Annotated in this window: 18 protein-coding genes; 11 read left to right on the top strand and 7 right to left on the bottom strand. The window is 59.4% G+C overall.

The annotated features are described in order from the left end of the window. Positions 1 to 44 precede the first annotated feature (44 nt). On the bottom strand, positions 45 to 182 hold the full coding sequence (locus QK293_RS21295) for a hypothetical protein (protein ID WP_282380696.1): 138 nt from the start codon (positions 180 to 182) through the stop codon (positions 45 to 47). A gap of 895 nt (positions 183 to 1,077) precedes the next feature. Between QK293_RS21295 and QK293_RS21290 the strand changes: the two genes are divergently transcribed. Then, entirely contained in the window at positions 1,078 to 2,490 is a 1,413-nt protein-coding gene (locus QK293_RS21290) for an amino acid permease (protein ID WP_282380694.1), read from the top strand. A gap of 124 nt (positions 2,491 to 2,614) precedes the next feature. Further along, positions 2,615 to 3,028, top strand: coding sequence for an alternative ribosome rescue aminoacyl-tRNA hydrolase ArfB (gene arfB, locus QK293_RS21285; RefSeq protein WP_007902485.1), 414 nt, complete (start codon positions 2,615 to 2,617; stop codon positions 3,026 to 3,028). Here the strand turns inward: arfB and QK293_RS21280 are convergent. The 6 genes from QK293_RS21280 to phhA form a co-directional block, all read right to left on the bottom strand. After that, positions 3,025 to 4,224 carry an MFS transporter gene (locus QK293_RS21280; protein ID WP_282380691.1) on the bottom strand — a complete coding sequence of 400 codons (1,200 nt, stop codon included), beginning with the start codon at positions 4,222 to 4,224 and terminating at the stop codon, positions 3,025 to 3,027. The two genes, arfB and QK293_RS21280, sit on opposite strands and share 4 nt — an antisense overlap. Before the next feature lie 103 nt (positions 4,225 to 4,327). Next, complete coding sequence (locus QK293_RS21275; protein ID WP_282380689.1) at positions 4,328 to 4,522, bottom strand: hypothetical protein; 195 nt, start codon at positions 4,520 to 4,522, stop codon at positions 4,328 to 4,330. Positions 4,523 to 4,597: 75 nt separating this feature from the next. Continuing rightward, complete coding sequence (locus tag QK293_RS21270; protein ID WP_008156098.1) at positions 4,598 to 4,729, bottom strand: hypothetical protein; 132 nt, start codon at positions 4,727 to 4,729, stop codon at positions 4,598 to 4,600. Between the two features lie 211 nt (positions 4,730 to 4,940). Next, entirely contained in the window at positions 4,941 to 6,137 is a 1,197-nt protein-coding gene (locus QK293_RS21265; RefSeq protein WP_282380814.1) for an amino acid aminotransferase, read from the bottom strand. Next, complete coding sequence (locus tag QK293_RS21260) at positions 6,134 to 6,490, bottom strand: 4a-hydroxytetrahydrobiopterin dehydratase (RefSeq protein ID WP_129442142.1); 357 nt, start codon at positions 6,488 to 6,490, stop codon at positions 6,134 to 6,136. The genes QK293_RS21265 and QK293_RS21260 overlap by 4 nt, the downstream gene beginning before the upstream one ends. Before the next feature lie 117 nt (positions 6,491 to 6,607). Further along, complete coding sequence (phhA, locus tag QK293_RS21255; protein WP_282380684.1) at positions 6,608 to 7,399, bottom strand: phenylalanine 4-monooxygenase; 792 nt, start codon at positions 7,397 to 7,399, stop codon at positions 6,608 to 6,610. A gap of 280 nt (positions 7,400 to 7,679) precedes the next feature. Here phhA and QK293_RS21250 point away from each other — a divergent pair, with 280 nt between their 5' ends. The 9 genes from QK293_RS21250 to QK293_RS21210 all read left to right on the top strand — a co-directional run bounded on the left by QK293_RS21250 (position 7,680) and on the right by QK293_RS21210 (position 21,751). Next, on the top strand, positions 7,680 to 9,245 hold the full coding sequence (locus tag QK293_RS21250) for a sigma-54-dependent transcriptional regulator (RefSeq protein ID WP_282380682.1): 1,566 nt from the start codon (positions 7,680 to 7,682) through the stop codon (positions 9,243 to 9,245). 359 nt (positions 9,246 to 9,604) lie between these two features. Beyond that, complete coding sequence (locus QK293_RS21245) at positions 9,605 to 10,345, top strand: flagellar basal body rod protein FlgF (protein WP_282380680.1); 741 nt, start codon at positions 9,605 to 9,607, stop codon at positions 10,343 to 10,345. Between the two features lie 45 nt (positions 10,346 to 10,390). Continuing rightward, the gene (gene flgG, locus QK293_RS21240) at positions 10,391 to 11,176 is read left to right on the top strand and encodes a flagellar basal-body rod protein FlgG (protein ID WP_282380678.1); all 786 of its coding nucleotides are present in this window, start codon (positions 10,391 to 10,393) and stop codon (positions 11,174 to 11,176) included. A gap of 52 nt (positions 11,177 to 11,228) precedes the next feature. Continuing rightward, positions 11,229 to 11,924, top strand: a complete 696-nt coding sequence (gene flgH / locus QK293_RS21235; RefSeq protein WP_149418667.1) for a flagellar basal body L-ring protein FlgH — start codon at positions 11,229 to 11,231, stop codon at positions 11,922 to 11,924. 27 nt (positions 11,925 to 11,951) lie between these two features. Next, positions 11,952 to 13,040: a flagellar basal body P-ring protein FlgI gene (locus QK293_RS21230; protein ID WP_282380812.1), complete on the top strand. Its 1,089-nt coding sequence runs from the start codon at positions 11,952 to 11,954 to the stop codon at positions 13,038 to 13,040. Positions 13,041 to 13,051: 11 nt separating this feature from the next. Further along, positions 13,052 to 14,353 carry a flagellar assembly peptidoglycan hydrolase FlgJ gene (gene flgJ, locus QK293_RS21225; RefSeq protein ID WP_282380668.1) on the top strand — a complete coding sequence of 434 codons (1,302 nt, stop codon included), beginning with the start codon at positions 13,052 to 13,054 and terminating at the stop codon, positions 14,351 to 14,353. 23 nt (positions 14,354 to 14,376) lie between these two features. Beyond that, the gene (flgK, locus tag QK293_RS21220; protein WP_282380666.1) at positions 14,377 to 16,443 is read left to right on the top strand and encodes a flagellar hook-associated protein FlgK; all 2,067 of its coding nucleotides are present in this window, start codon (positions 14,377 to 14,379) and stop codon (positions 16,441 to 16,443) included. 13 nt (positions 16,444 to 16,456) lie between these two features. Then, the gene (locus QK293_RS21215) at positions 16,457 to 18,046 is read left to right on the top strand and encodes a flagellar hook-associated protein 3 (RefSeq protein ID WP_282380664.1); all 1,590 of its coding nucleotides are present in this window, start codon (positions 16,457 to 16,459) and stop codon (positions 18,044 to 18,046) included. A gap of 126 nt (positions 18,047 to 18,172) precedes the next feature. Then, positions 18,173 to 21,751, top strand: a complete 3,579-nt coding sequence (locus QK293_RS21210) for a glycosyltransferase (RefSeq protein WP_282380662.1) — start codon at positions 18,173 to 18,175, stop codon at positions 21,749 to 21,751. The last annotated feature ends 198 nt before the right edge of the window (positions 21,752 to 21,949 follow it).

Below are 21,949 nucleotides of genomic sequence, written 5' to 3'. Positions count from 1 at the left end.
AAGTGGCAGGCACCACCGGCCGGATCGTGCCTGCCGGGCCTCTCTTACAAAGGCCACATCGCCGTGCCGAACGGAACAACCGCGTCGGCTTGCATCATTTCAACGGCGGCTTCATGGGTCGGTGCTTCAAACCAATCGTCCAGCTGCAGTTCAGTTTCCAAGTCGTTGTCCAGTGCTTGCATGGTGAATCTCCTAGATGACTTTTGAGTAAGAACAACTTGCCGATCGATGCGGCTCGGCAAGTCGCTGAAACCTAGTTCAGAGATTTTTAAAATGCAAAAAAATAATTAAATAAGATTTGTTTGAACTTTTTATTCTGTTTTGTAAGAGGCAATTTGTTAATAAAAAACAAAAAACTAACCCGACCTTTTCTTAAGGAAACGTCCTTCCGTCAATTTGCAGTCAGCCTACATCCAGATCTGATTCGGAAAATTTACGTTACGCCATGTAAAGAAATACTGACGAAATCAAGCCTCATATCCCTTGGTTTGACGATTATGCAATGGGTGTAAGGAAAACCTTCCGTCTCAGAGCCGTTTAGCCCCGATCGAGGGCTCTGGCCCGCTTGTTTCAGACTCGGTTGAAGGGTGAGATGCGCCCCATGCCTGTCGTGCAGGTGCATAACAAGAAGGAGGCGCAATGAACGCCGTGACTCATCTCTACTTCTCCCCGTGGGGCGATTTTTCCGCCGTCCCCGTCGATGACCCGCAAAGGTCTGACTCAATTTTTGCAGCCGCCCGAGGCACTCGAGGCGGACACTGGCAATCCCGGCAATCGACACGCTGATCCAGCGGTGTCTGGCAGCAGGGGGTTCCGGGTGTACAATGCGCCGCGTTTTAACTGTGACCTCCTGCGCATCTGCGCAAACCTCAAGGCTATCCGCCTTGTTCACTCCGTCGCGTCACGAGCGTGTCGGGTTCGATTTCGTCACAGATAAAAACAAACAGGTGACGCATGACCGTTGTAAAAACGCTGAACTCCTGGTGCTTGCGCTGGGGTTTGATCGGCGCTGCTTGAAATCGCAACTGAGCAGCAACGTCTAACGAACATCATCAAACCTTGCGTGAGACCCTTTTCATGAGTGGACAAAACTCGCATTCAGGCGAGCTGAAACGCGGCCTGAAAAATCGCCATATTCAACTGATCGCCCTCGGTGGCGCGATCGGTACCGGGCTGTTCCTCGGCTCGGCCGGCGTCCTGAAATCCGCCGGCCCGTCGATGATCCTCGGCTACGCCATCTGCGGCTTCATTGCTTTCATGATCATGCGCCAGCTCGGCGAAATGATCGTCGAAGAGCCGGTGGCCGGTTCCTTCAGCCACTTCGCTCATAAATACTGGGGTGGTTTTGCCGGCTTCCTGTCGGGCTGGAACTGCTGGATTCTGTACATTCTGGTGGGCATGTCGGAGCTGACCGCGGTCGGCAAATACATCCACTATTGGGCGCCGGACATCCCGACCTGGGTATCGGCAGCCGGATTTTTCGTCCTGATTAACCTGATCAACCTGGCCAACGTCAAAGTCTTCGGTGAGGCCGAGTTCTGGTTCGCGATCATCAAGGTCGTGGCCATCGTTGGCATGATTGCGCTGGGCAGCTATATGCTGGTCAGTGGCCACGGCGGCCCGCAAGCGTCGGTGACCAACCTCTGGGCCCACGGCGGCTTCTTCCCGAATGGCGTCAGCGGCCTGGTGATGGCCATGGCGATCATCATGTTCTCCTTCGGCGGCCTGGAAATGCTCGGTTTCACCGCAGCGGAAGCCGACAAACCGAGAACTGTGATCCCGAAAGCCATCAACCAGGTGATCTACCGGATCCTGATTTTCTACATCGGTGCGTTGGTCATCCTGCTGTCGCTGACGCCTTGGGACAGCCTGTTGGCTACCCTGAACGCGTCGGGTGATTCCTACAGCGGCAGCCCGTTCGTGCAAGTGTTCTCGATGCTCGGCAGCGACACCGCCGCGCACATCCTCAACTTTGTGGTCCTGACCGCGGCGTTGTCGGTGTATAACAGCGGCACCTACTGCAACAGCCGCATGCTGCTGGGCATGGCCGAGCAGGGCGATGCGCCGAAGGCTCTGGCGAAAATCGACAAGCGCGGCGTGCCGGTGCGTTCGATCCTTGCTTCGGCGGCGGTGACGCTGATCGCGGTGTTGCTGAACTACCTGATCCCGCAAAACGCGCTGGAACTGTTGATGTCGCTGGTCGTGGCCACCCTGGTGATCAACTGGGCGATGATCAGCTTCTCGCACTTCAAGTTCCGCCAGCACATGAACAAGACCCAGCAAACGCCGCTGTTCAAGGCCCTGTGGTACCCGTACGGGAACTACGTCTGCCTGGCGTTCGTGGTGTTCATTCTCGGCGTGATGTTGTTGATCCCGGGCATCCAGATCTCGGTGTATGCGATTCCGGTGTGGGTTGCGTTCATGTGGGTTTGCTACGGCATCAAGAACAAGCGCAGCGCGCAACAGGCGTTGCAGGCCGCAGTGAAATAACCCAGCAGCCAGAAACAACAAACCCGGCCATGTGCCGGGTTTGTCATTTCGGGGCCTTGTGTTCCTACAGGAGTCAGCCTGTCATTCGCGGTATCCTGCAGCTTCTGAATACGGACGCTTTTTCATGCTGGTGATTTCCAACAACGTGCATCTGCCAGATGCCGAGATCGAGTTAACCGCTATTCGCGCTCAGGGCGCGGGGGGGCAGAACGTCAACAAGGTCTCTAGCGCCATGCACCTGCGATTCGACATTCCGGCCTCGTCGTTGCCCGAGTTCTACAAGGAACGGCTGCTGGCGCTGCGTGACAGTCGCATCACCAGCGAAGGGGTGTTGATCATCAAGGCCCAGCAATACCGCACGCAGGAAGCCAATCGCGCGGATGCGCTGGAGCGGCTGACCGAGTTGATCCTCAGTGCCACCAAGGTCGAAAAGAAACGTCGTCCGACCAAACCGACCCTCGGTTCGAAGAAGCGTCGGCTCGAATCCAAGACCAAGCGTGGCAGCATCAAGGCCGGGCGCGGTAAGGTCGACTTCTAACGCGCGTCTCTTTCTTCGCGATACTTTGGCGCTTGCCGGTACAGATAAACGCTAAGCATCAACCCGCTTAACGCGGCGAGGGCGGCGAACAGGAAAATCGAGGCAAAGCCAAAGCCTGCCGCCACCGCACCGGCCAACGGCCCGGTGATCCCCAGCGACAAATCGATGAACAGCGAATAAGCCCCGACCGCGGCACCACGGCTGGAGGCTGGCACCAGATTGACCGCTTCCACCCCCAGCGCGGGGAACACCAGCGAAAAGCCGAACCCGCTCAGCGCCGCACCGGCCAGTGCCCAATGAGCATCCGGTGCCAGCCATAGCAGCAGCAAGCCGAGGGTTTCCACCGACAGGCAGGCAATCGCCACGCGAAAGCCGCCGAGGCGGTTGATCAGGTTGCCGAACAGCAGGCGTGCGCCGATGAAGCTGGCCCCAAACAGGCTCAAACAGAGCACTGCGTTCGACCAATGCTGCGTGGCGTAATACAAGGTGATGAAGGTGGCGATGGTGCCGAAGCCGATCGAGCCCAGCGCCAGACCGCAACCATGTGGCAGCACGCGCCCCAGCACATGCATGAACGGCAAGCGTTCACCGACAACGACCGGTGCGGCGGTTTTCGGCCAGGCCAGCGCCAGGCCCAGCACGGCCAGCAGCACGATGCTCACGCCCATGCTCCACAAACCCAATTCACCGACCAGCCACACTCCCAGCGGGGCGCCGATGGCGATGGCGCCATAACTGGCGATGCCGTTCCAGGAAATGACCTTGGCGGTGTTCGCCGCGCCGACCCGACCGATGCCCCAGCCGATCGAACCGGAGCCCACCAGGCTTTCCGCGCTGCCGAGCACCAGACGACCGATCAACAGACTGATCAGACTCAAGGTCGGCAGGCTCTGGGTCGAGGCCGAAATCAGCATGAACACACCGCTCAATCCGCAACCGGCGAGGCCGTACATCACGGCGAGTTTGCTGCCCTTGTTGTCGATGATTTTTCCGGCATAAGGGCGGCTGAGCAGGGTGGCCAGGTATTGCACGCTGATGACCAGACCGGCTATCACCGCGCCGAAGCCCAGATCACTGTGGACGTAGCCCGGCAACACGGCCAGGGGAATGCCGATACTCAGGTAGCCGATGAAGGTGAACAGCACGATGGAAACGACTTGCAGCGTGACCGCCAGGGGGCGCTGGTTTTCAGGCATGGGTAAAAGGTCCACGGGGAAGCAGGATAGATAGGCTGCTTATGATAGCGGCGCGAGCGGACGCGGGTCGTGGAAAAGTACAACTATTTGCCGGGAGAGTGATTCAAGGTTTGGCGGGAGCAACCAGGTGCGTGGTGACCAAGGCGGCCAGGGCGTTTTCTTCGGTACCGAAGCGGGCCAGGAGGGCGGCTTGCTTGTCGGGGGACAGGCGATTCCAGATCTCGATCATCTTCTCGGTGGTACCGATCAGAACGCTGGCCTGAGCTTCGCTAAAGGTAGGGTTGAAGTCGTCGGTCATGGAGGGGCTCAAGGGTTCAGGCGGTGTGGAAAGCGCATGTTAGCGCTTTCCACACGGTCTGGCATTGCAGGTGAATCAGTCTTCGCTGTCGGCCTTGCGGCGTTCAGTGGCTTCTTTCGGCTCGGGCTGTTGGGCACCGGCTTGTTGCGTGGGCGTCTGCTCAGTTTCGTGCAGGCTTGGGAAGGGGAGATTAGGGATCTCGTGCATATCGCGCTCCTCGCAAAGTCTGTTGATAGATCTGGTAGATCCGCGCTTTTAAAAAGCCTGGGAAGGATACAGCAGGAGAAATGACAAATAGAGTTTTATATCCATTTGTTGCGACGGATGGGGTTGTCTAGACAGGTTGGTAGCAGTGACACAAACCAATGTGGGAGCGAGCCGGCTCGCTCCCACAGGGGGCCTGTGCAGGGCTTGAGGGTTATTTGCAGACTTCGGCAATCGCCTCGGCCAGCAAATCCAGACGCGTCGCATCAATCCCGGCCACGTTGGCCCGGCCTGAGTTGACCATGTAAACACTGTGATGATCGCGCAGTTGTTTCACCTGGTCCGACGTCAATCCGGTGTAGGAAAACATCCCGCGCTGCACGCCGATGTGCGCAAAGCGCTCGCGCAACCCATGAGGCTCAAGGGCTTCAACCAATCCGCTGCGCAGTTGGGCGATACGCAAACGCATGGCTTCCACTTCGTCAGCCCAGAGGCTTTTCAGCTCTGGATCACCGAGGATGGTCGCCACCACAGCCGCGCCGTGATCTGGCGGTGTCGACCACAGGTTGCGGGCGATGTTGGCCAGTTGGCTGCGGATATCCACTAACTTGTCAGCGGTTTTCGCGCAGACAATCAGCGCGCCTGTGCGGTCGCGGTACAGGCCGAAGTTCTTTGAGCAGGAACTGGTGATCAGCACTTCCGGCAACGCGGCCGCGAACAAGCGGGTCGACCATGCATCCTGTTCCAGACCATCGCCGAAGCCTTGGTAGGCGAAGTCGATCAACGGAACCAGATCGCGGCTGCGCACCACGTCCAGCACCCGGCGCCAGGCGTCATGGGACAGATCGAAACCGGTCGGGTTGTGGCAGCAGGCGTGCAGCAGCACCACATCGCCCTTCGGCGCTTCGTTGAGTACCGCGAGCATCGCTTCGACGTCGAGGCGGTTATCGCTGCCGACGTACGGGTAATGACTGACCTTGACTCCAGCCGCCGCGAAGATGGTTTCGTGAATCGGCCAGGTCGGGTTGCTCAGCCACACGCCACGACCCGGCAGGCACTGGGCGATGAAGTCGGCACTCAAGCGCAGCGCGCCGGTGCCACCCGGCGTTTGCGTCGCGCCGGCCCGTTGTTCAGCGATCAGCGGGGAATCGGCACCCAAAACCAATTCAATGATGGCCTTGCCGAACGCCGGTTCGCCGTGACCACCGATGTAGGTTTTGGTGGTCTGACGATCCACCAGACGTTGCTCGGCGAGCTTCACCGACTGGGGAATCGGTGTCAGGCCCTGGGCATCTTTATAGACGCCCACGCCGAGGTCGAATTTGCGCGGGTTAGGGTCCTGCGCATAGGCCTCCATCAGGCCGAGAATCGGGTCGCCGGGTACTCGACCTATGGCGTCGAAATGCATTATTTGCGGCCCTCGGCGTCCTTGGCCACTTCGTCAGTGCGCGCGGCCATGATGAAGTCGTTGCGATGCAGGCCTTTGATGGAGTGGCTCCACCAGGTCACGGTGACTTTGCCCCACTCGGTGAGCAGGCCTGGGTGGTGACCTTCGGCCTCGGAGATTTCACCGACGGCGTTGGTGAACGCCAGCGCGTGTTTGAAGTTCTTGAACAGGAAAACTTTTTCCAGCTGCATCACGCTGTCGCGCACTTCGATGTTCCAGTCCGGGATCTGCTTGATCAGTACCGGCAGTTCTTCGTCGCTGACCTGGGGAGCGCCGGCTTGGCAGGCTTCGCAGTGGGCTTGGTTCAATGTGGACATGATGGGTTCCTGAAATCGAATGATAAGAGGTTGGCCGCCAGCGGAACCGCGCGGTTTCACCACGCTAAAGCAAAGCGTCGGTTCCTGACAGACTCACTTGATCGTAAAAGTCGCGGATCACGCAGCTTTTGGTTTTGGCGGAAATTTTGGTGCGCGCAAACCCAGCTGCATCCCTTGCTTGACCCTACCCATGATGTCTTCGTGGGCGAGGTCGAACAGGCGTTTGAGGTTCGGCAGGGCAAAGTACAGCGGCTGCAAAATGTCGATGCGGTACGGCGTGCGCATGCACTCCAGCGGATCGAAGGCCTGATGCTCAGGTTCGTCCGACAGGCAGTAAGCGGTTTCTTTCGGCGAGGAGAGAATGCCGCCGCCGTAGATGCGCAGGCCTTCTGGCGTGTTGACCAGGCCGAACTCGATGGTCATCCAGTACAGACGCGCCAGGTACACGCGTTCTTCCTTGGAAGCCTGTAGGCCAAGTTTGCCGTAGGTGTGGGTAAATTCGGCGAACCAAGGGTTGGTCAGCAGCGGACAGTGGCCAAAAATCTCGTGGAAAATGTCCGGCTCTTGCAGGTAATCCAGCTCTTCGCGGGTACGAATAAACGTCGCCACCGGAAACTGCTTGTTGGCGAGCAATTCGAAAAAGGTCTGGAAGGGGATCAGTGCGGGTACCCGGGCAACCTGCCAGCCGGTGGTTTCGCCGAGAACCTTGTTGATCTCACCGAGTTGAGGAATGCGGTCGTGGGGCAGACCGAGTTTTTCGATACCGTCCAGGTATTCCTGGCACGCACGCCCTTCGATCACTTTCAGTTGGCGAGTAATCAGCGTGTTCCACACCGCGTGTTCTTCGGCGGGGTAGTCGATAAAACCTTGCGCATCGGGCTCGCGAGCCACGTATTGCGTCTGCTTCATGCTGCTCTCCTGCTAGGGGATTTCGTTCTTGTTATGTCCTGCTATGGACTTAGAAATACTCCAAGGTGTGCGGCGTTGCAGCAGGTGATCGGCATTCTGTGTAGGAGAATTCGCCTATTTTCGTAAAGTATTCGTTACGGATTGGCGCCTATCGCGCAGCTACTGATATTTTCGGGTTTGAAACAGCGCACAGGTGTCACATAATCTTGACGACTAAGTTGGCGCCTGCGCAGAAAATTCTCGGCTCAGGCCCTCGATCACTCCTGTTTCGGGCCTTTATATGCGTATCAAAGTTCACTGCCAGAACCGCATCGGCATCCTGCGCGACATTCTTAACCTGCTGGTGGAATACGGGATCAACGTCGCACGCGGCGAGGTCGGCGGTGAGCATGGCAATGCCATCTACCTGCATTGCCCGAACCTGATCAACATTCAGTTCCAGGCTTTGCGCCCGAAATTTGAATCGATTGCCGGGGTTTTTGGCGTCAAGCGTGTAGGTCTGATGCCCAGCGAGCGTCGGCACATGGAGCTCAATGCCTTGCTCGGCGCATTGGAATTTCCGGTGCTGTCGATCGACATGGGCGGCTCGATCGTCGCGGCCAACCGCGCAGCGGCGCAGTTGCTCGGGGTGCGGGTGGATGAGGTGCCGGGGATTCCGCTGTCGCGTTACGCCGAAGATTTCGACTTGCCGGAACTGGTGCGCGCCAATAAGTCGCGGATCAACGGGCTGCGGGTGAAGGTCAAGGGCGACGTGTTTCTCGCTGATATCGCGCCACTGCAATCGGAACATGACGACAGCGAAGCCATGGCTGGCGCGGTACTCACGCTGCACCGCGCCGACCGGGTCGGTGAGCGCATCTATAACGTGCGCAAGCAGGAGCTGCGCGGTTTCGACAGCATTTTCCAAAGCTCGAAGGTGATGGCCGCCGTGGTGCGTGAAGCCCGGCGCATGGCGCCGCTGGATGCGCCGCTATTGATAGAAGGTGAAACCGGTACCGGTAAAGAGTTGCTGGCGCGAGCCTGCCACCTGGCGAGTCCGCGGGGGCAGTCACCCTTGATGGCGCTCAACTGCGCCGGTTTGCCGGAATCCATGGCTGAGACGGAGCTGTTCGGCTACGGCCCCGGTGCTTTCGAAGGGGCGCGGGCAGAAGGCAAACTCGGGCTGCTGGAACTGACAGCGGGCGGTACGCTGTTTCTCGATGGCGTCGGGGAAATGAGCCCGCGTTTGCAGGTGAAATTGCTGCGTTTCCTGCAGGACGGTTGTTTCCGTCGTGTGGGCAGCGATGAAGAGGTTTATCTGGATGTGCGGGTGATCTGCGCAACACAGGTCGACCTGTCCGAATTGTGCGCGCGCGGTGAGTTTCGCCAGGATTTGTATCACCGTTTGAACGTGCTTTCTCTGCACATCCCGCCACTGCGCGAATGCCTCGATGGTTTGACGCCACTGGTGGAGCACTTCCTCGATCAGGCCAGTCGGCAGATCGGTTGCCCACTGCCAAAACTGGCGCCGGCGGCGATGGATCGGCTCAGTCATTACCACTGGCCGGGCAATGTTCGGCAATTGGAAAATGTGTTGTTCCAGGCGGTTTCGTTGTGCGAGGGCGGGACCGTCAAGGCCGAACATATTCGCCTGCCGGATTACGGCGTGCGTCAGCCACTTGGCGATTTCTCACTCGAGGGCGGGTTGGACGAGATTGTCGGGCGCTTCGAGAAAGCGGTGCTTGAGCGCTTGTACTCCGAGCATCCGAGCAGTCGGCAACTGGGCAAGCGGTTGGGGGTTTCGCACACCACCATTGCCAATAAACTGCGTGAATACGAGGTTGGCAAAGAACCCGGCAACACCTAGGTCCCTGTAGCCGCTGTCGAGGCTGCGTTCGGCTGCGAAGCAGTCGTTAATTCAGACACTGTGGTGTTTCTGGATGGACGCGAGCACAGGATTCACGACTGCTTCGCAGCCGAAAGCAGCCTCGCGGTGCTCGACAGCTACTACAGGGACGGTGTTGAGCCGAAGAGGTCGGCACTTGCCGCAAGCGGCATAACACCGCCGGTTTTTCGTCTTCGACACAATCCCCGTTTCCCCTCTGGACCCCTCAACCCCTTTGTTTGCCGGTCCCCGCACCGCCAGAAAAAAGTTGGTCTGCAAATTGCTTATCGCTCAGCAGTACAGCAGTGGACGGCAAACGTCCGGCATGCAGAGGAAAGAGTGTGGACAAGTACCTTTATGTGGCAATGACCGGCGCCAGCCAGAATGCACTGGCGCAGAAGGCTCATGCGAACAACCTGGCGAACATCTCTACCAACGGTTTCCAGAAAGACCTGGAGCAGGCTCGTTCAATGCCGGTGTTTGGTGACAGCTTTCCGGCGCGTGCGTTTGCCTTGTCCGAGCGTCCGGCCACCGACTTCTCCCCTGGCGCGCTGGTGGAAACCGGTCGCGACCTCGATGTCGCCGTGCAAGGCCGCGGATGGATCGCCGTGCAGAACCCTGACGGCGGCGAAAGCTACGTGCGCACCGGCAGCCTGAACGTCGACGCCCTGGGCGTGCTGCGGGCCGGCAATGGTATGCCGGTGATGGGCAATGGCGGGCCGATTGCCGTGCCGCCCGAGCAGCAAATCGAAGTGGGCGAGGACGGCACCATCAGCATTCGTGCGATGGGCGAAGGTCCTCGCGTGATGGCCGAAGTCGACCGCATCAAACTGGTCAACCCTGACTTCAAGAACATGACCAAAGGCCTGGACGGTTCGATCCACACCAAGGACGGCAAGCCGGCGCAAGCCGATGCCAACGTCAAGCTGGTGTCCGGCTTTCTCGAGTCGAGCAACGTCAATGCCGTGGAAGAAATGACCTCGGTGCTGGCCCTGGCCAAGCAGTTCGAGCTGCACATCAAGATGATGAACACCGCCAAAGACGATGACCAGGCCATGGCTCGGGTCTTGCAGATCAGCTAATTATCAGAACGTCGCGCCGTAAAACAGGCGCACGAGGAGAATCGAATGCTTCCGGCTCTATGGGTTGCCAAAACAGGTCTGTCCGCCCAGGACACCAACCTGACGACCGTTTCCAACAACCTGGCCAACGTGTCGACCACGGGTTTCAAACGTGACCGAGCCGAGTTCCAGGACTTGCTCTACCAGATCAAGCGCCAGCCAGGCGCCCAGTCGACCCAGGACAGTGAACTGCCGTCGGGTCTGCAATTGGGTACCGGTGTGCGCATCGTCGGCACCCAGAAAAACTTCACCGCCGGCAGCCTGCAAACCACCGAGCAGCCGTTGGACATGGCCATCGACGGTCGCGGTTTCTTCCAGATTCTGCAGCCGGACGGCACCACGTCCTACACCCGTGACGGTACGTTCCACCTGGATTCCAACGGTCAGATCGTCAACGCCAGCGGCTTTGCCCTGGAACCGGCCATTGTCATCCCCAACGATGCCCAGACCTTCACGGTCGGTCGCGACGGCACCGTGTCCATCACCGTTACCGGCAACCCGGCATCCCAGGTGATCGGCAACCTGCAAACCGCCGACTTCATCAACCCGGCCGGTCTGCAGGCCGTGGGCAACAACCTGTTCCTGGAAACCGCTGCCAGCGGCGCGCCGCAAGTCGGTACCCCAGGCCTGGCCGGTTTCGGCACCACGCTGCAGAACACCCTGGAAACGTCCAACGTCAGCACCGTTGAGGAGATGGTCAACATGATCACCACTCAGCGCGCTTACGAGATGAACTCCAAGGTGATCTCGACCGCCGACCAGATGCTCTCGTTCGTAACGCAGAATCTGTAATCAAGTCTATGAGGCCGCCATGAGGTCGCCTGCAACACCGTGAGGTAGGGTCATGAATCGCTTTGTATCTGTTCTGGCACTGAGTGGGGCCGTCGTGCTCGCGGGCTGCGTTGCCCCACCGCCCAAGCCCAATGACCCTTACTACGCCCCGGTGTTGCCGCGCACACCGTTGCCGGCTGCCGCCAATAACGGCTCGATCTACCAGGCCGGTTTCGAACAGAACCTGTACAGCGACCGCAAGGCGTTCCGGGTCGGTGACATCATCACCATCACCCTGAACGAACGCACCCAGGCCAGCAAGAACGCTAACTCGCAAACCGCCAAGAACAGCAAGACCGACATCGGCCTGAGCTCGTTTTTCGGGGGTGGCCTGAGCACCAGTGATCCAGTGGGCAGCGGTAGCCTGAGTCTGGACGTCGGTTACGAAGGCGACCGTGCGACCAAGGGCGATAGCAAGTCCGGCCAGAGCAACAGCCTGACCGGTTCGATCACCGTGACCGTCGCGGACGTGTTGCCCAACGGCATCATCGCCGTGCGCGGCGAGAAGTGGCTGACCCTCAATACCGGCGATGAGCTGGTACGGATTGCAGGGCTTGTTCGGGCCGATGACATCGCTACGGATAACACCGTTTCGTCGACCCGCGTCGCCGATGCGCGTATCACCTATTCGGGCACCGGTGCGTTTGCCGATGCGAGTCAGCCAGGCTGGTTCGACCGTTTCTTCCTCAGCCCGCTGTTCCCTTTCTAGGTGGCTACGTTGAACTTCAAACACCTGATGGTGGCCGCCCTGTTGCTGTCCGCAGCCTTCAACGCCCAAGCCGAGCGGCTGAAGGACATCGCCAGTATTTCCGGCGTGCGTTCCAACCAACTGATCGGTTACGGCCTGGTGGTCGGGCTTAATGGTACCGGTGACCAGACGACGCAGACGCCGTTCACCCTGCAGACGTTCAACAACATGCTCTCGCAGTTCGGCATCAAGGTGCCGCCGGGTTCAGGCAACGTGCAGTTGAAGAACGTCGCAGCCGTGTCGATCAGTGCCGACTTGCCGGCGTTTGCCAAGCCGGGCCAGCAGGTCGACATTACCGTAGCGTCCATCGGTAACTCCAAGAGCCTGCGCGGCGGCACCTTGCTGCTGACGCCGCTCAAGGGTATCGACGGCAATGTCTACGCGATCGCTCAGGGCAACCTGGTGGTCGGCGGTTTTGATGCCGAAGGTCGCGATGGTTCGAAAATCACCGTCAACGTTCCGTCGGCCGGTCGTATCCCGGGCGGTGCATCGGTTGAGCGTTCGGTGCCGAGCGGTTTCAACCAGGGCAATAGCCTGACCCTGAACCTCAATCGTTCGGACTTCACCACGGCCAAGCGCATCGTCGACAAGATCAATAACATGCTCGGCCCTGGCGTTGCCCAGGCCATCGACGGCGGCTCGATTCGTGTCAGCGCACCACTCGATCCGAGCCAGCGCGTCGACTACTTGTCGATCATCGAGAACCTCGAAGTTGACCCGGGTCAGGCGGTGGCGAAAGTCATCATCAACTCCCGTACCGGCACCATTGTGATCGGCCAGAACGTCAAGGTTTCCCCGGCCGCCGTGACCCACGGCAGCCTGACGGTGACCATCACCGAAGACCCGATCGTCAGCCAGCCCGGCCCTCTGTCCAATGGTCAGACGGCCGTCGTGCCGCGCTCGCGGGTCAACGCCCAGCAGGAAGCCAAGCCGATGTTCAAGTTCGGTCCGGGCACCACCCTCGACGAAATCGTGCGTGCGGTGAACCAGGTCGGCGCGGCACCGGGTGACTTGATGGCCATCCTCGAAGCACTGAAGCAGGCTGGCGCATTGCAAGCCGACCTGATCGTGATCTGAGGACGACGACCATGGATATGCGCAAGGGCGGTTTGGGTGTCGGCAGCAGCGATTCGGGCTCCTATTCGGACTTGAATCGCTTGAACCAGCTCAAGGTCGGCGACAAGGACAGTGACGCGAACATGCGCAAAGTTGCGCAGGAATTCGAGTCGCTGTTCCTCGGTGAAATGCTCAAGTCCATGCGCTCGGCCACTGAAACGCTGGGCCAGGACAATCCGCTCAATACGCCGGCAGCCAAGCAATACCAGGAGATGTACGACCAGCAGTTGGCCGTTTCCATGTCCCGTGAGGGCGGTGGTATCGGGTTGGCCGACGTGCTGATGCGTCAAATGTCGAAGAATAAACCGTTGGCCCCCGGCGAGGCCGCTGCCGCGTCAGCCGCCAAGCAAGCTGCCGCGAAAGCCGCCGTGGAAACGCCGATTGCCGCCGGTACGGTCGCCACCAACGGGCCGCTGTCGCGCCTCAATGGCGAGCGTCCGTTGTGGGCTTCGCGCTCGGTGAAGTCGCCGGCCAATGCGGGCGAGGGCGCTCATCACAATGATATGGCGCTGATCAACCAGCGGCGTCTGGCGCTGCCGCCGAAACTGGCCGACCGCTTGCTCGCAGGGTTGGTGCCGTCGGCATCGACCACTGCCGCGACCGCCATGGCGGCGCAGAACAAAATCCAAATGCCGCAGAGTACCAGGACCGGTTCCGGTCCCCTGTACAACGGCGATTGGCTGGCTTCGCAAGCGGATGCGACATCCAGCGGGCGCCTGCAGGTTTATGGTCGTGCCATGGCTCAAATACCCCTGGCACCGGCGAAGAAAGCGTTCAGTTCCGCCGACGAATTCGTCAACACCATGTTGCCAATGGCCAAAGAGGCCGCCGAACGCATTGGTGTCGATCCGCGTTATTTGGTGGCGCAGGCGGCCTTGGAAACCGGTTGGGGTAAATCGGTCATGCGCGCCCAGGATGGCAGCAGCAGCCATAACCTGTTCGGCATCAAGGCCAGCAGCAGTTGGAAGGGCGAATCGGCGCGGGCAATCACCAGCGAATTCAGGAATGGCGAGAGGGTCAAGGAGACGGCTGAGTTCCGTTCCTACGCCTCTTACAAGGACAGCTTCCATGACCTTGTGACGCTGCTGCAAACCAACAATCGCTATCAAGATGTTGTGAAGTCGGCCGATAACCCGGAACAGTTTGTACGCGAGTTGCAAAAGGCCGGTTACGCAACCGACCCAAACTACGCAAGCAAGATTTCGCAGATAGCCAAGCAGATGACGAGTTACCAGAACTACGCTGCGGCGGGCGCTTCCACTACGCCTTTATAGGCACAAGGCATAAGGTCTGAACCATGAGTTTGCTCAATATCGGGATGTCGGGTCTGGCCGCTGGCCAATCGTCGTTGATGACTACGGGTAACAACATCGCCAACGTCGATACCGCGGGTTACTCGCGTCAGCAGACCGTGCAGGGCACCAAAGCCTCGCAGCAGTTCGGCAATGTCTACATCGGTACCGGCACGACCCTGGCCGATGTACGCCGGGTGTACAACAGCTACCTCGATGCTCAGTTGCAGACCACCACTTCGCTCAACAGTGATTCGGCCGCGTACCTGGGCCAGGTCACGCCGCTGGACAAACTGCTGTCGGACAGCAGCACCGGCCTCAATGGCGCACTGACCAAGTTTTTCGCCTCGGTGCAGAACGTAAACGCCAAGCCGGGTGACGATGCTTCCCGCCAATTGCTGCTCAGCGATGCCCAGGCCTTGAGCAACCGTTTCAATTCGGTGTCCAGCCAGTTGAACGCGCAGAACGCGAACATCAACGGCAACCTGACGAACATGGCCGATCAGGTCAACAAGCTGGCCGCCACCGTGGCGCAGTTGAACCAGAAGATTACCGAGATTTCCAGCTCTGGCGGCATGCCGAACGAGCTGCTCGACGCCCGTAACGAGACTGTACGCCAGCTCTCGACCTTTACCGGCGCGCAGATCGTCGAACGCGAAGGCAATGTCGATATCTACTTGGGCAGCGGCCAGCCGCTGGTGATTGGTAACACCGTCAACAAACTCGAAGTCGTGCCGGGCAAAGACGATCCGGGACGGTTATCGCTGCAGCTCAATCGTGGCTCCAGCACCATCGATATCACGTCGATCATGACCGGCGGCGAAATCGGCGGCTTGCTGCGTTATCGCAGCACCGTGCTGGACCCGGCCATGAACGAACTGGGCCGTGTGGCGCTGGTCGTCGCCGATCAGATGAACAGTATTCAGGCCAAGGGTATCGACAAGAACGGTGACTTCGGCTCGAACCTGTTCAACAGCATCAACAGTGCCGCGCAGATGGCTCAGCGTAGCATCGCCTCCGGCAATAACAGCGTAGGCTCGGGCAATTTCGATGTCAGCATCGAAGACACTGGCAAGCTGGCCATCAACGATTACAAGGTGACGTTCACCAGCGCCACTGACTACACTGTGCAGCGCCTGCCAGACAATACGTCTGTGGGCAGCTTCAGCACGACGACCACACCGGCGCCGGTGATTGATGGTTTCTCCTTGAAGCTTACCGGTGGCACCGCGGCTGCAGGCGATACCTTCAAGATTACCCCGACCCGCAACGCGGCCGCCAACATCAAGACCGAGATGACCGACTCCAAACGTCTGGCCATCGCGGCACCGTTGGGCGCGGCAATTGCAGCGAGCGGCAGTGGCAGCGGCACCCTGACGATCCCGGCCAGCGGTCAACCGACCCTGACCACCCAGTTCGATATCTACGACGCGGCGACCACCACCGCGATGCAGAACGGCCTGAAAAACTCCACGCCGACCAAGGTGGTATTTGGTGCGGTGTCCGCCGACGGCACCAGCCAGACCTACCAGTTCATGGATGCCAAGGGCGGGTTGATCAGCAGCGGCACCATCAAGCCAGGTGAGAGCAACACCCTGAACCTGAGCATTCCGCTCAAGGATGCCACGGGTGCGCCGATCCCGCCTGCGCCTGCCACTCAGTACACCGCGACCTTCAGCATGACCTTCGCCGGTGCCCCGAGCAACGGCGCGGCAATTAACGTCTCGCTCAGTCAGCCGGGCAGCCTGGACAATCGTAACGGCACCACACTGGCCGGCTTGCAGACCGCGCAGACCGTGGACACCGGCTCCGCCAGCAAAGGTATTTCCCTGAACGACGCTTACGGCAAACTGGTCGAAGGCGTTGGCTCCAAGGCCGCCCAGGGCAAGCTCGACAGCGCCGCGACCTCAGCCATCCTGGCGAACGCCAAAGGTGCGCGCGACTCGCTTTCGGGTGTCGACCTCGATGAGGAAACCGGCAACCTGGTCAAGTATCAGCAGTACTACACCGCCTCTTCGCAGATCATCAAGGCTGCGCAGGAAATCTTCAGCACACTGATCAACAGCATTTAAGGAGTCGTAGCCCATGCGCATTTCTACCGCCCAGTTTTACGAGTCCTCGGCTGCCAATTACCAGAAGAACTTCGCCAACGCAATCAAGAGTAGCGAAGAGGCCAGCAGCCTGGTTCGCGTCAACACGGCCGCCGATGATCCGGTCGGCGCCTCGCGTCTGTTGCAATTAGGCCAGCAGGCTTCGATGCTCGATCAGTTCTCGAACAACATGACAACGATCAAAGCCACGCTTGGCCAGACTGAAGCGGTCATGACCAGTATCGGCAACGTGCTGCAACGCGCCAAGGAACTGGCCCTGAGTGCCGGCAACGCCGGTTATACCGATTCCGACCGTCAGGCCAATGCTTCGGAGCTCAGCCAGATCGAAGAGCAGCTGTTGAGCCTGATGAACACTAAGGACGAAAATGGCAAATACATTTTCGCCGGTTCCAAGGGTGATACCGTTCCGTTCTCGCGCAATACCGACGGCACCTACAGCTATAACGGTGATCAGGTCACGCTGGACCTGCCGATTGGCGATACCCAGTCGATGGCCACCAACAGCACCGGTTGGGCTGTGTTCCAGCAAGCCATCAACACCAGTCGCACGCAGACCACAATGACTTCGCCCACGGCGCTGGTCGATGGCGGTCGCGTGGTGCTTTCCAATGGTCAGGTAGGTTCCGACGTGACCTACAACGCCAAATTCCGCAGTGGCGAACCCTACACTGTGAATTTCCTGACCCCCACACAGCTGGAAATCAGAGACTCGTTGGGCACCGACGTCACGTCCGAAGTCAGCGGGAACGGCGTGTTCAACTCTACCGGCGGTGCGGCTACCCAGACGATCAGTTTCCGTGGCGTTGATCTGAAGTTGAACATCAACCTGAAGCCTGGCGACGTTCCGGCGACCGTGTTCGGCAATGCCTACAGTTTCACCCTGGCGGCCAAGCCGGACAGCTTCAATGCGTCGCGCAGTCCAGGCAACCTGTCTACCGAAGTAGTCACCAACACGAGCATCACCAACAGTGCCGCCTATCACGCCAGCTTTCCGGAGGGCGAGGCGATTCTCAAGTTCACCAGTCCCACGGCTTTCGACTTGTATGCCGCGCCTCTGACCGCGAACAGCAAGCCGGTTTCCAGCGGCGTTCTGGCGGGCAACGTCGCCACCGCATCGGGTGTCGCCTTCACGCTGAGCGGCGTGCCGGCGCCGTCGATGCTTGCCGGTGACCAGTTCTCTGTCACGGTCAACACTCACCAGACGCAGAATGTTCTGGACACCGTCAACCAGCTGAAAACCGCGCTGTCGACGCCGACCAACAACGATCCGCTGGCCATTCAAAAACTCAACGCAGCCATTGGTTCGGGCATCGGCAACCTGGCCAGCGGCATTGATCAGTTGACCTCCGGCATCAGCTCCGTGGGTGGTCGCGGTGCGTCGCTGACGACTCAGACCGATATCAACCAGAGCCTGACGATGGCCAACACGCAGACCCAGGGGGCGATCCGTGATTCGGACCCGGCCACGGTGATGACCCGCCTGACCTTGCAGCAAACCATGTTGCAGGCCTCACAACTGGCGTTCAGCAAAATCGCTCAGTTGGGGTTGTTCAACAAAGTCTGAGTCAAGGCCTTCGCGCTATGGGCACGAAGGTTCAATACACCCGAGTGCAAACCGTCATTTTTCAGCGGTTCAGGGCTGCTCCACTCGCTCCAGAGTGAGCGCCCGCCGCTCGCGAGTTCCCCTGCCGTGAAACCAGCTCCTCTTGTCAGCATCGCCATTCCCGCCTACAGCCCGCTGTACTTTCAGGCAGCGCTGCAGAGTGCTCTGAATCAGACCTATGCGTCGCTTGAAGTGATCGTGTGTGACGACAGCGACAGCGACGAAATCCATGAGCTGGTCCAGGCCTGCACGGTGCCGCAAACCGTGACATTGCGTTATGTGCGCAATGAACAACGCCTGGGGTTCAAGGGGAATCTGATGGTCTGCGCCGAGCAGGCAACCGGGGAGTATCTCAAGCTTCTCTGTGATGACGATCAGTTGCTGCCTGAGAGCATTACCCGTCAGGTGCAGGGTTTCATTGACCATGACGACGTGAATCTGGTGATTGCTCAGCGTCAGTATTGCGACGGCGATTACCTTCTGCTTCCCGAGCGTCTGGAGAACTCCAGCTTTGTCTCGGGAGATACGCTGTTCAAGGGTGAAGACCTGCTGGATGTGCTGGAAAGCACGGCCATGAACTTCCTCAGCAATTTGAGTGGCGCGCTGATGCGTACTCATCAGGTGCTGGAGTATCTGCCCGCATTGACCCAGGTCGGCGAAGGGTTTGTCGCCCGTCTCGATTTCGCCTTGTTTGTCTGCCTGTTGCGTCGTGGCAATCTGGCGGTATTGGGACAGGTGCTCAGCTTCGAACGCTTGCACCCGGCGCGCATGAGCAATCAATTGGAGGTCCAACAGGCCGTGGCGGTCGAGCTCGGTTGGCTGACCCAAATGCTGGCGGTGCGCAGCGGCGAACCGGCGCCAGCGCCGGGACATGTGCGCTATATCGATCTGGCCAGTGCCGCCCTCGGTGAACCGTATGACTGGGAGGAAATGCCCCTGAGTCGTTCGTTGGGCTTTACCGCGACCATGATCCGTTCACGGGTCGGTGAAAACTGTGACAGCTTTGTCGATGTGTATCAGCAATGGTTGGCCTGTCGAACCCTGAATCCGGCCCAGCAGCGCCTGCTGCCCACGCGCCTTGCGTCGTGGTCATGGCGCCCGCGCATTGTTCCTGTGGTGATTGATGCCGACGCCGACGAAGCGGCACTCGGCGTCACCCTGGACAGCATCGAACGGCAGGTCTATGTCGCTGAAACGGTGCGGGTGCTCTCCAGTGAAAAGCGTACCGGTGCCCAGGCAGGCAATGTGATCCGCGTGGGCTTGCAGGGCGATGGCCTTGAACAGCTCAATGGCCTGCTGATGCAGACGGACAGTGCGGACTGGTTCTATCTTCTACGGGCCGGTGATCGCCTGAATGAACTGGCCTTGCTGCTTTTGGCCGAGCGAATGGTCGAGAGTGCCGACGCGCTGTGTATCTACAGCGATGAAGGCGGCTTGCGCAATGATGTGTCGGTCGAGCCGATCTTCAAGTCCGATTTCAATCTGGACCTGTTGCGCAGTTATCCCTATATCGGGCGGACACTGGCCATTCAGCGCCAGCGCTTTGTCGACACAGGCGGCTTCAACCCGGACTTCGGTGAACTCAGCCCACATGATCTGGTTTGGCGGCTCGTTGAAAACCATGGCGCACATGTCATCGAGCATGTCGCCCAAGTACTGGTCGAGTCCTCGTTCGGCCTGTCGCAATGGCTCGCTCTGCCGCAGGTGACCGAGCAAAACCCCCGTGTGCTGACCGCGCACCTTGATCGTATCGGTGCTGTACACGAGGTCCGGCAGGGCAATGTGCCGCTGATCAACCGCATTGACTATCAGCATGGCGTTCAGCCACTGGTGTCCATTGTGGTAGTGGCCCAGGATCAGCTCGGTCGGCTTCAACGTTGCATCGAAAGTGTGCTGGAGCACACGGCCTATGCTCATTACGAATTGTTGATCGTCGACAACGCAAGCACCTCGATCGAAACGGGGGACTGGCTGGCCGCCATGTCGCAAATGGGCGGCGAAAAACTGCGCGTGCTGCGCTGCGATTACCCCGATAACCCGGCTGCGGCGCAGAACTTCGCCGTTGCTCAGGCGCGCGGCGAGTATGTGCTGTTGCTCAGCCCCGATAGCCTGATCGTCAACCGGCTCTGGCTTGGGGAGTTGCTGAATCACGGCTTGCGTCCGGAGGTGGGAGTCGTCGGTGGCCGAATGGTCAGCCCTCAGGGGCGTATCGGTGGTTCGGCCCTGATCTTGGGGATGCGTGGCCCTGTCGGCGTGCCTTGGCGCGGGGAAGTGGTGACGACCACGGGTTACATGCAGCGCCAGCAGGCGGTGCAGAATTTAAGCGCTGTGAGCACTGAATGTCTGCTGATCCGTAAGCAGGTATTCGATGAACTTCAGGGGTTTGACGAGCATGCCTTTCCCCACATGCTCAACGGTCCGGACTTCTGCCTGCGCGTCAGGCAGAAGGGCTATCTGGTGGTCTGGACGCCCTATGCCGAATCGGTCAGGGTGACTGCCGAGGCGCCGAGCGGTTCGGTGGTGTCAGAGCTGGTGTCTGAGCAGAAGCGTTTTTATCAGCGTTGGCTGCCGATCATCGCAAGAGATCCGGCGTACAACGTCAACCTGAGCCTCAACACCAATAATTTCAGCCTTGAGCCGGGTTTCAAGAGCGACTGGAATCCGTTCGCCCGTCACCTGCTGCCGCGGGTGCTGGCGATTCCGATCAATGAGACTGCAGTGGGTCATTACCGCGTCACCCAACCGTTTCTCGAGCTGGAAGCTGCGGGTCAAGTGCTCGGTAATCTTGCGTTCCATACACCTTCGGACATTGAGCTGGAACGCCAGTCGCCCGACGTCATCATTCTGCAAGGGCGCTACAGTGAGGGCGCAGTGAATGAAGTGGAGCGGGTCAGAAACAGCTCCCGGGCGTTCCGGATCTTTGAGCTCGATGACTATGTCATCGACGTTCCGAAGAAAAACGCTCACGTGCGCAAGGCCACCGTTGGCGTTGAGCAAATCGTGCGGCGTGCAATTGGGCTGTGTGACCGGGTAGTGGTGTCGACCCAGCCGCTGGCCGATGCTCTTAAAGGCATGCATGACGATATTCGCGTGGTGCCGAATATGCTCGCTCCGCATCTGTGGACCGGTCTGAGCAGCCAGCGACGTACGTCACGTAAGCCGAGAGTAGGTTGGGGTGGGGGGACCAGTCATGATGGGGATCTGGCGATCATTGCCGATGTCGTTCGCCTGCTGGCGGATGAAGTGGAATGGGTGTTCTTCGGTATGTGCCCACCGGCACTCAAGCCTTTCGTGCATGAGTTCCATCCCGCCGTTGGCCTGCAGGCTTATCCCGCTAAACTGGCAAGCCTAAACCTTGATCTGGCTTTGGCGCCGTTGGAGTTTCACATCTTCAACGACTGCAAGAGCAACTTGCGCCTGTTGGAATATGGCGCGTGCGGTTACCCGGTGATCTGCACGGACACCGAGGCTTATCGGGGTTACCTGCCGTGTACCAAGGTGGTGAGCAACAGTACCGAAGAATGGCTTGAGGCAATCCGTATGCACCTGGCTGACCCGGACGCGAGTTATCGCATGGGCGACGCGCTGCGTGAGGAAGTGCTGCGCGACTATATGTTGCGGGGTAACAACCTGAATTATTGGGCTGAGGGTTGGTTGCCGAGCTGATCCAGGGGTTCTATTGCGATCGGGTACGTATCCGTTTCTGCGGTAACGGCTGCTGACGGTTCCGCTTTTACAGCGGGTCACTTGGAAAAGCGCCAAGTAACCAAACGCTTTCGCCCCTGACGTACGGTGCCTCGCCTGGGCTTGGCATGCCCTCGCTCCGGTCCTGCTCCGTGGGCCCGCCGCCATCGGCCATCCATG

Origin of the sequence: Pseudomonas sp. AL03 (assembly GCF_029960815.1) — a bacterium.
Taxonomy (GTDB): Bacteria; Pseudomonadota; Gammaproteobacteria; order Pseudomonadales; family Pseudomonadaceae; genus Aquipseudomonas.
Note: the sequence above shows the minus strand (reverse complement) of the source record. Positions and strands in the feature narration are given on the sequence as shown.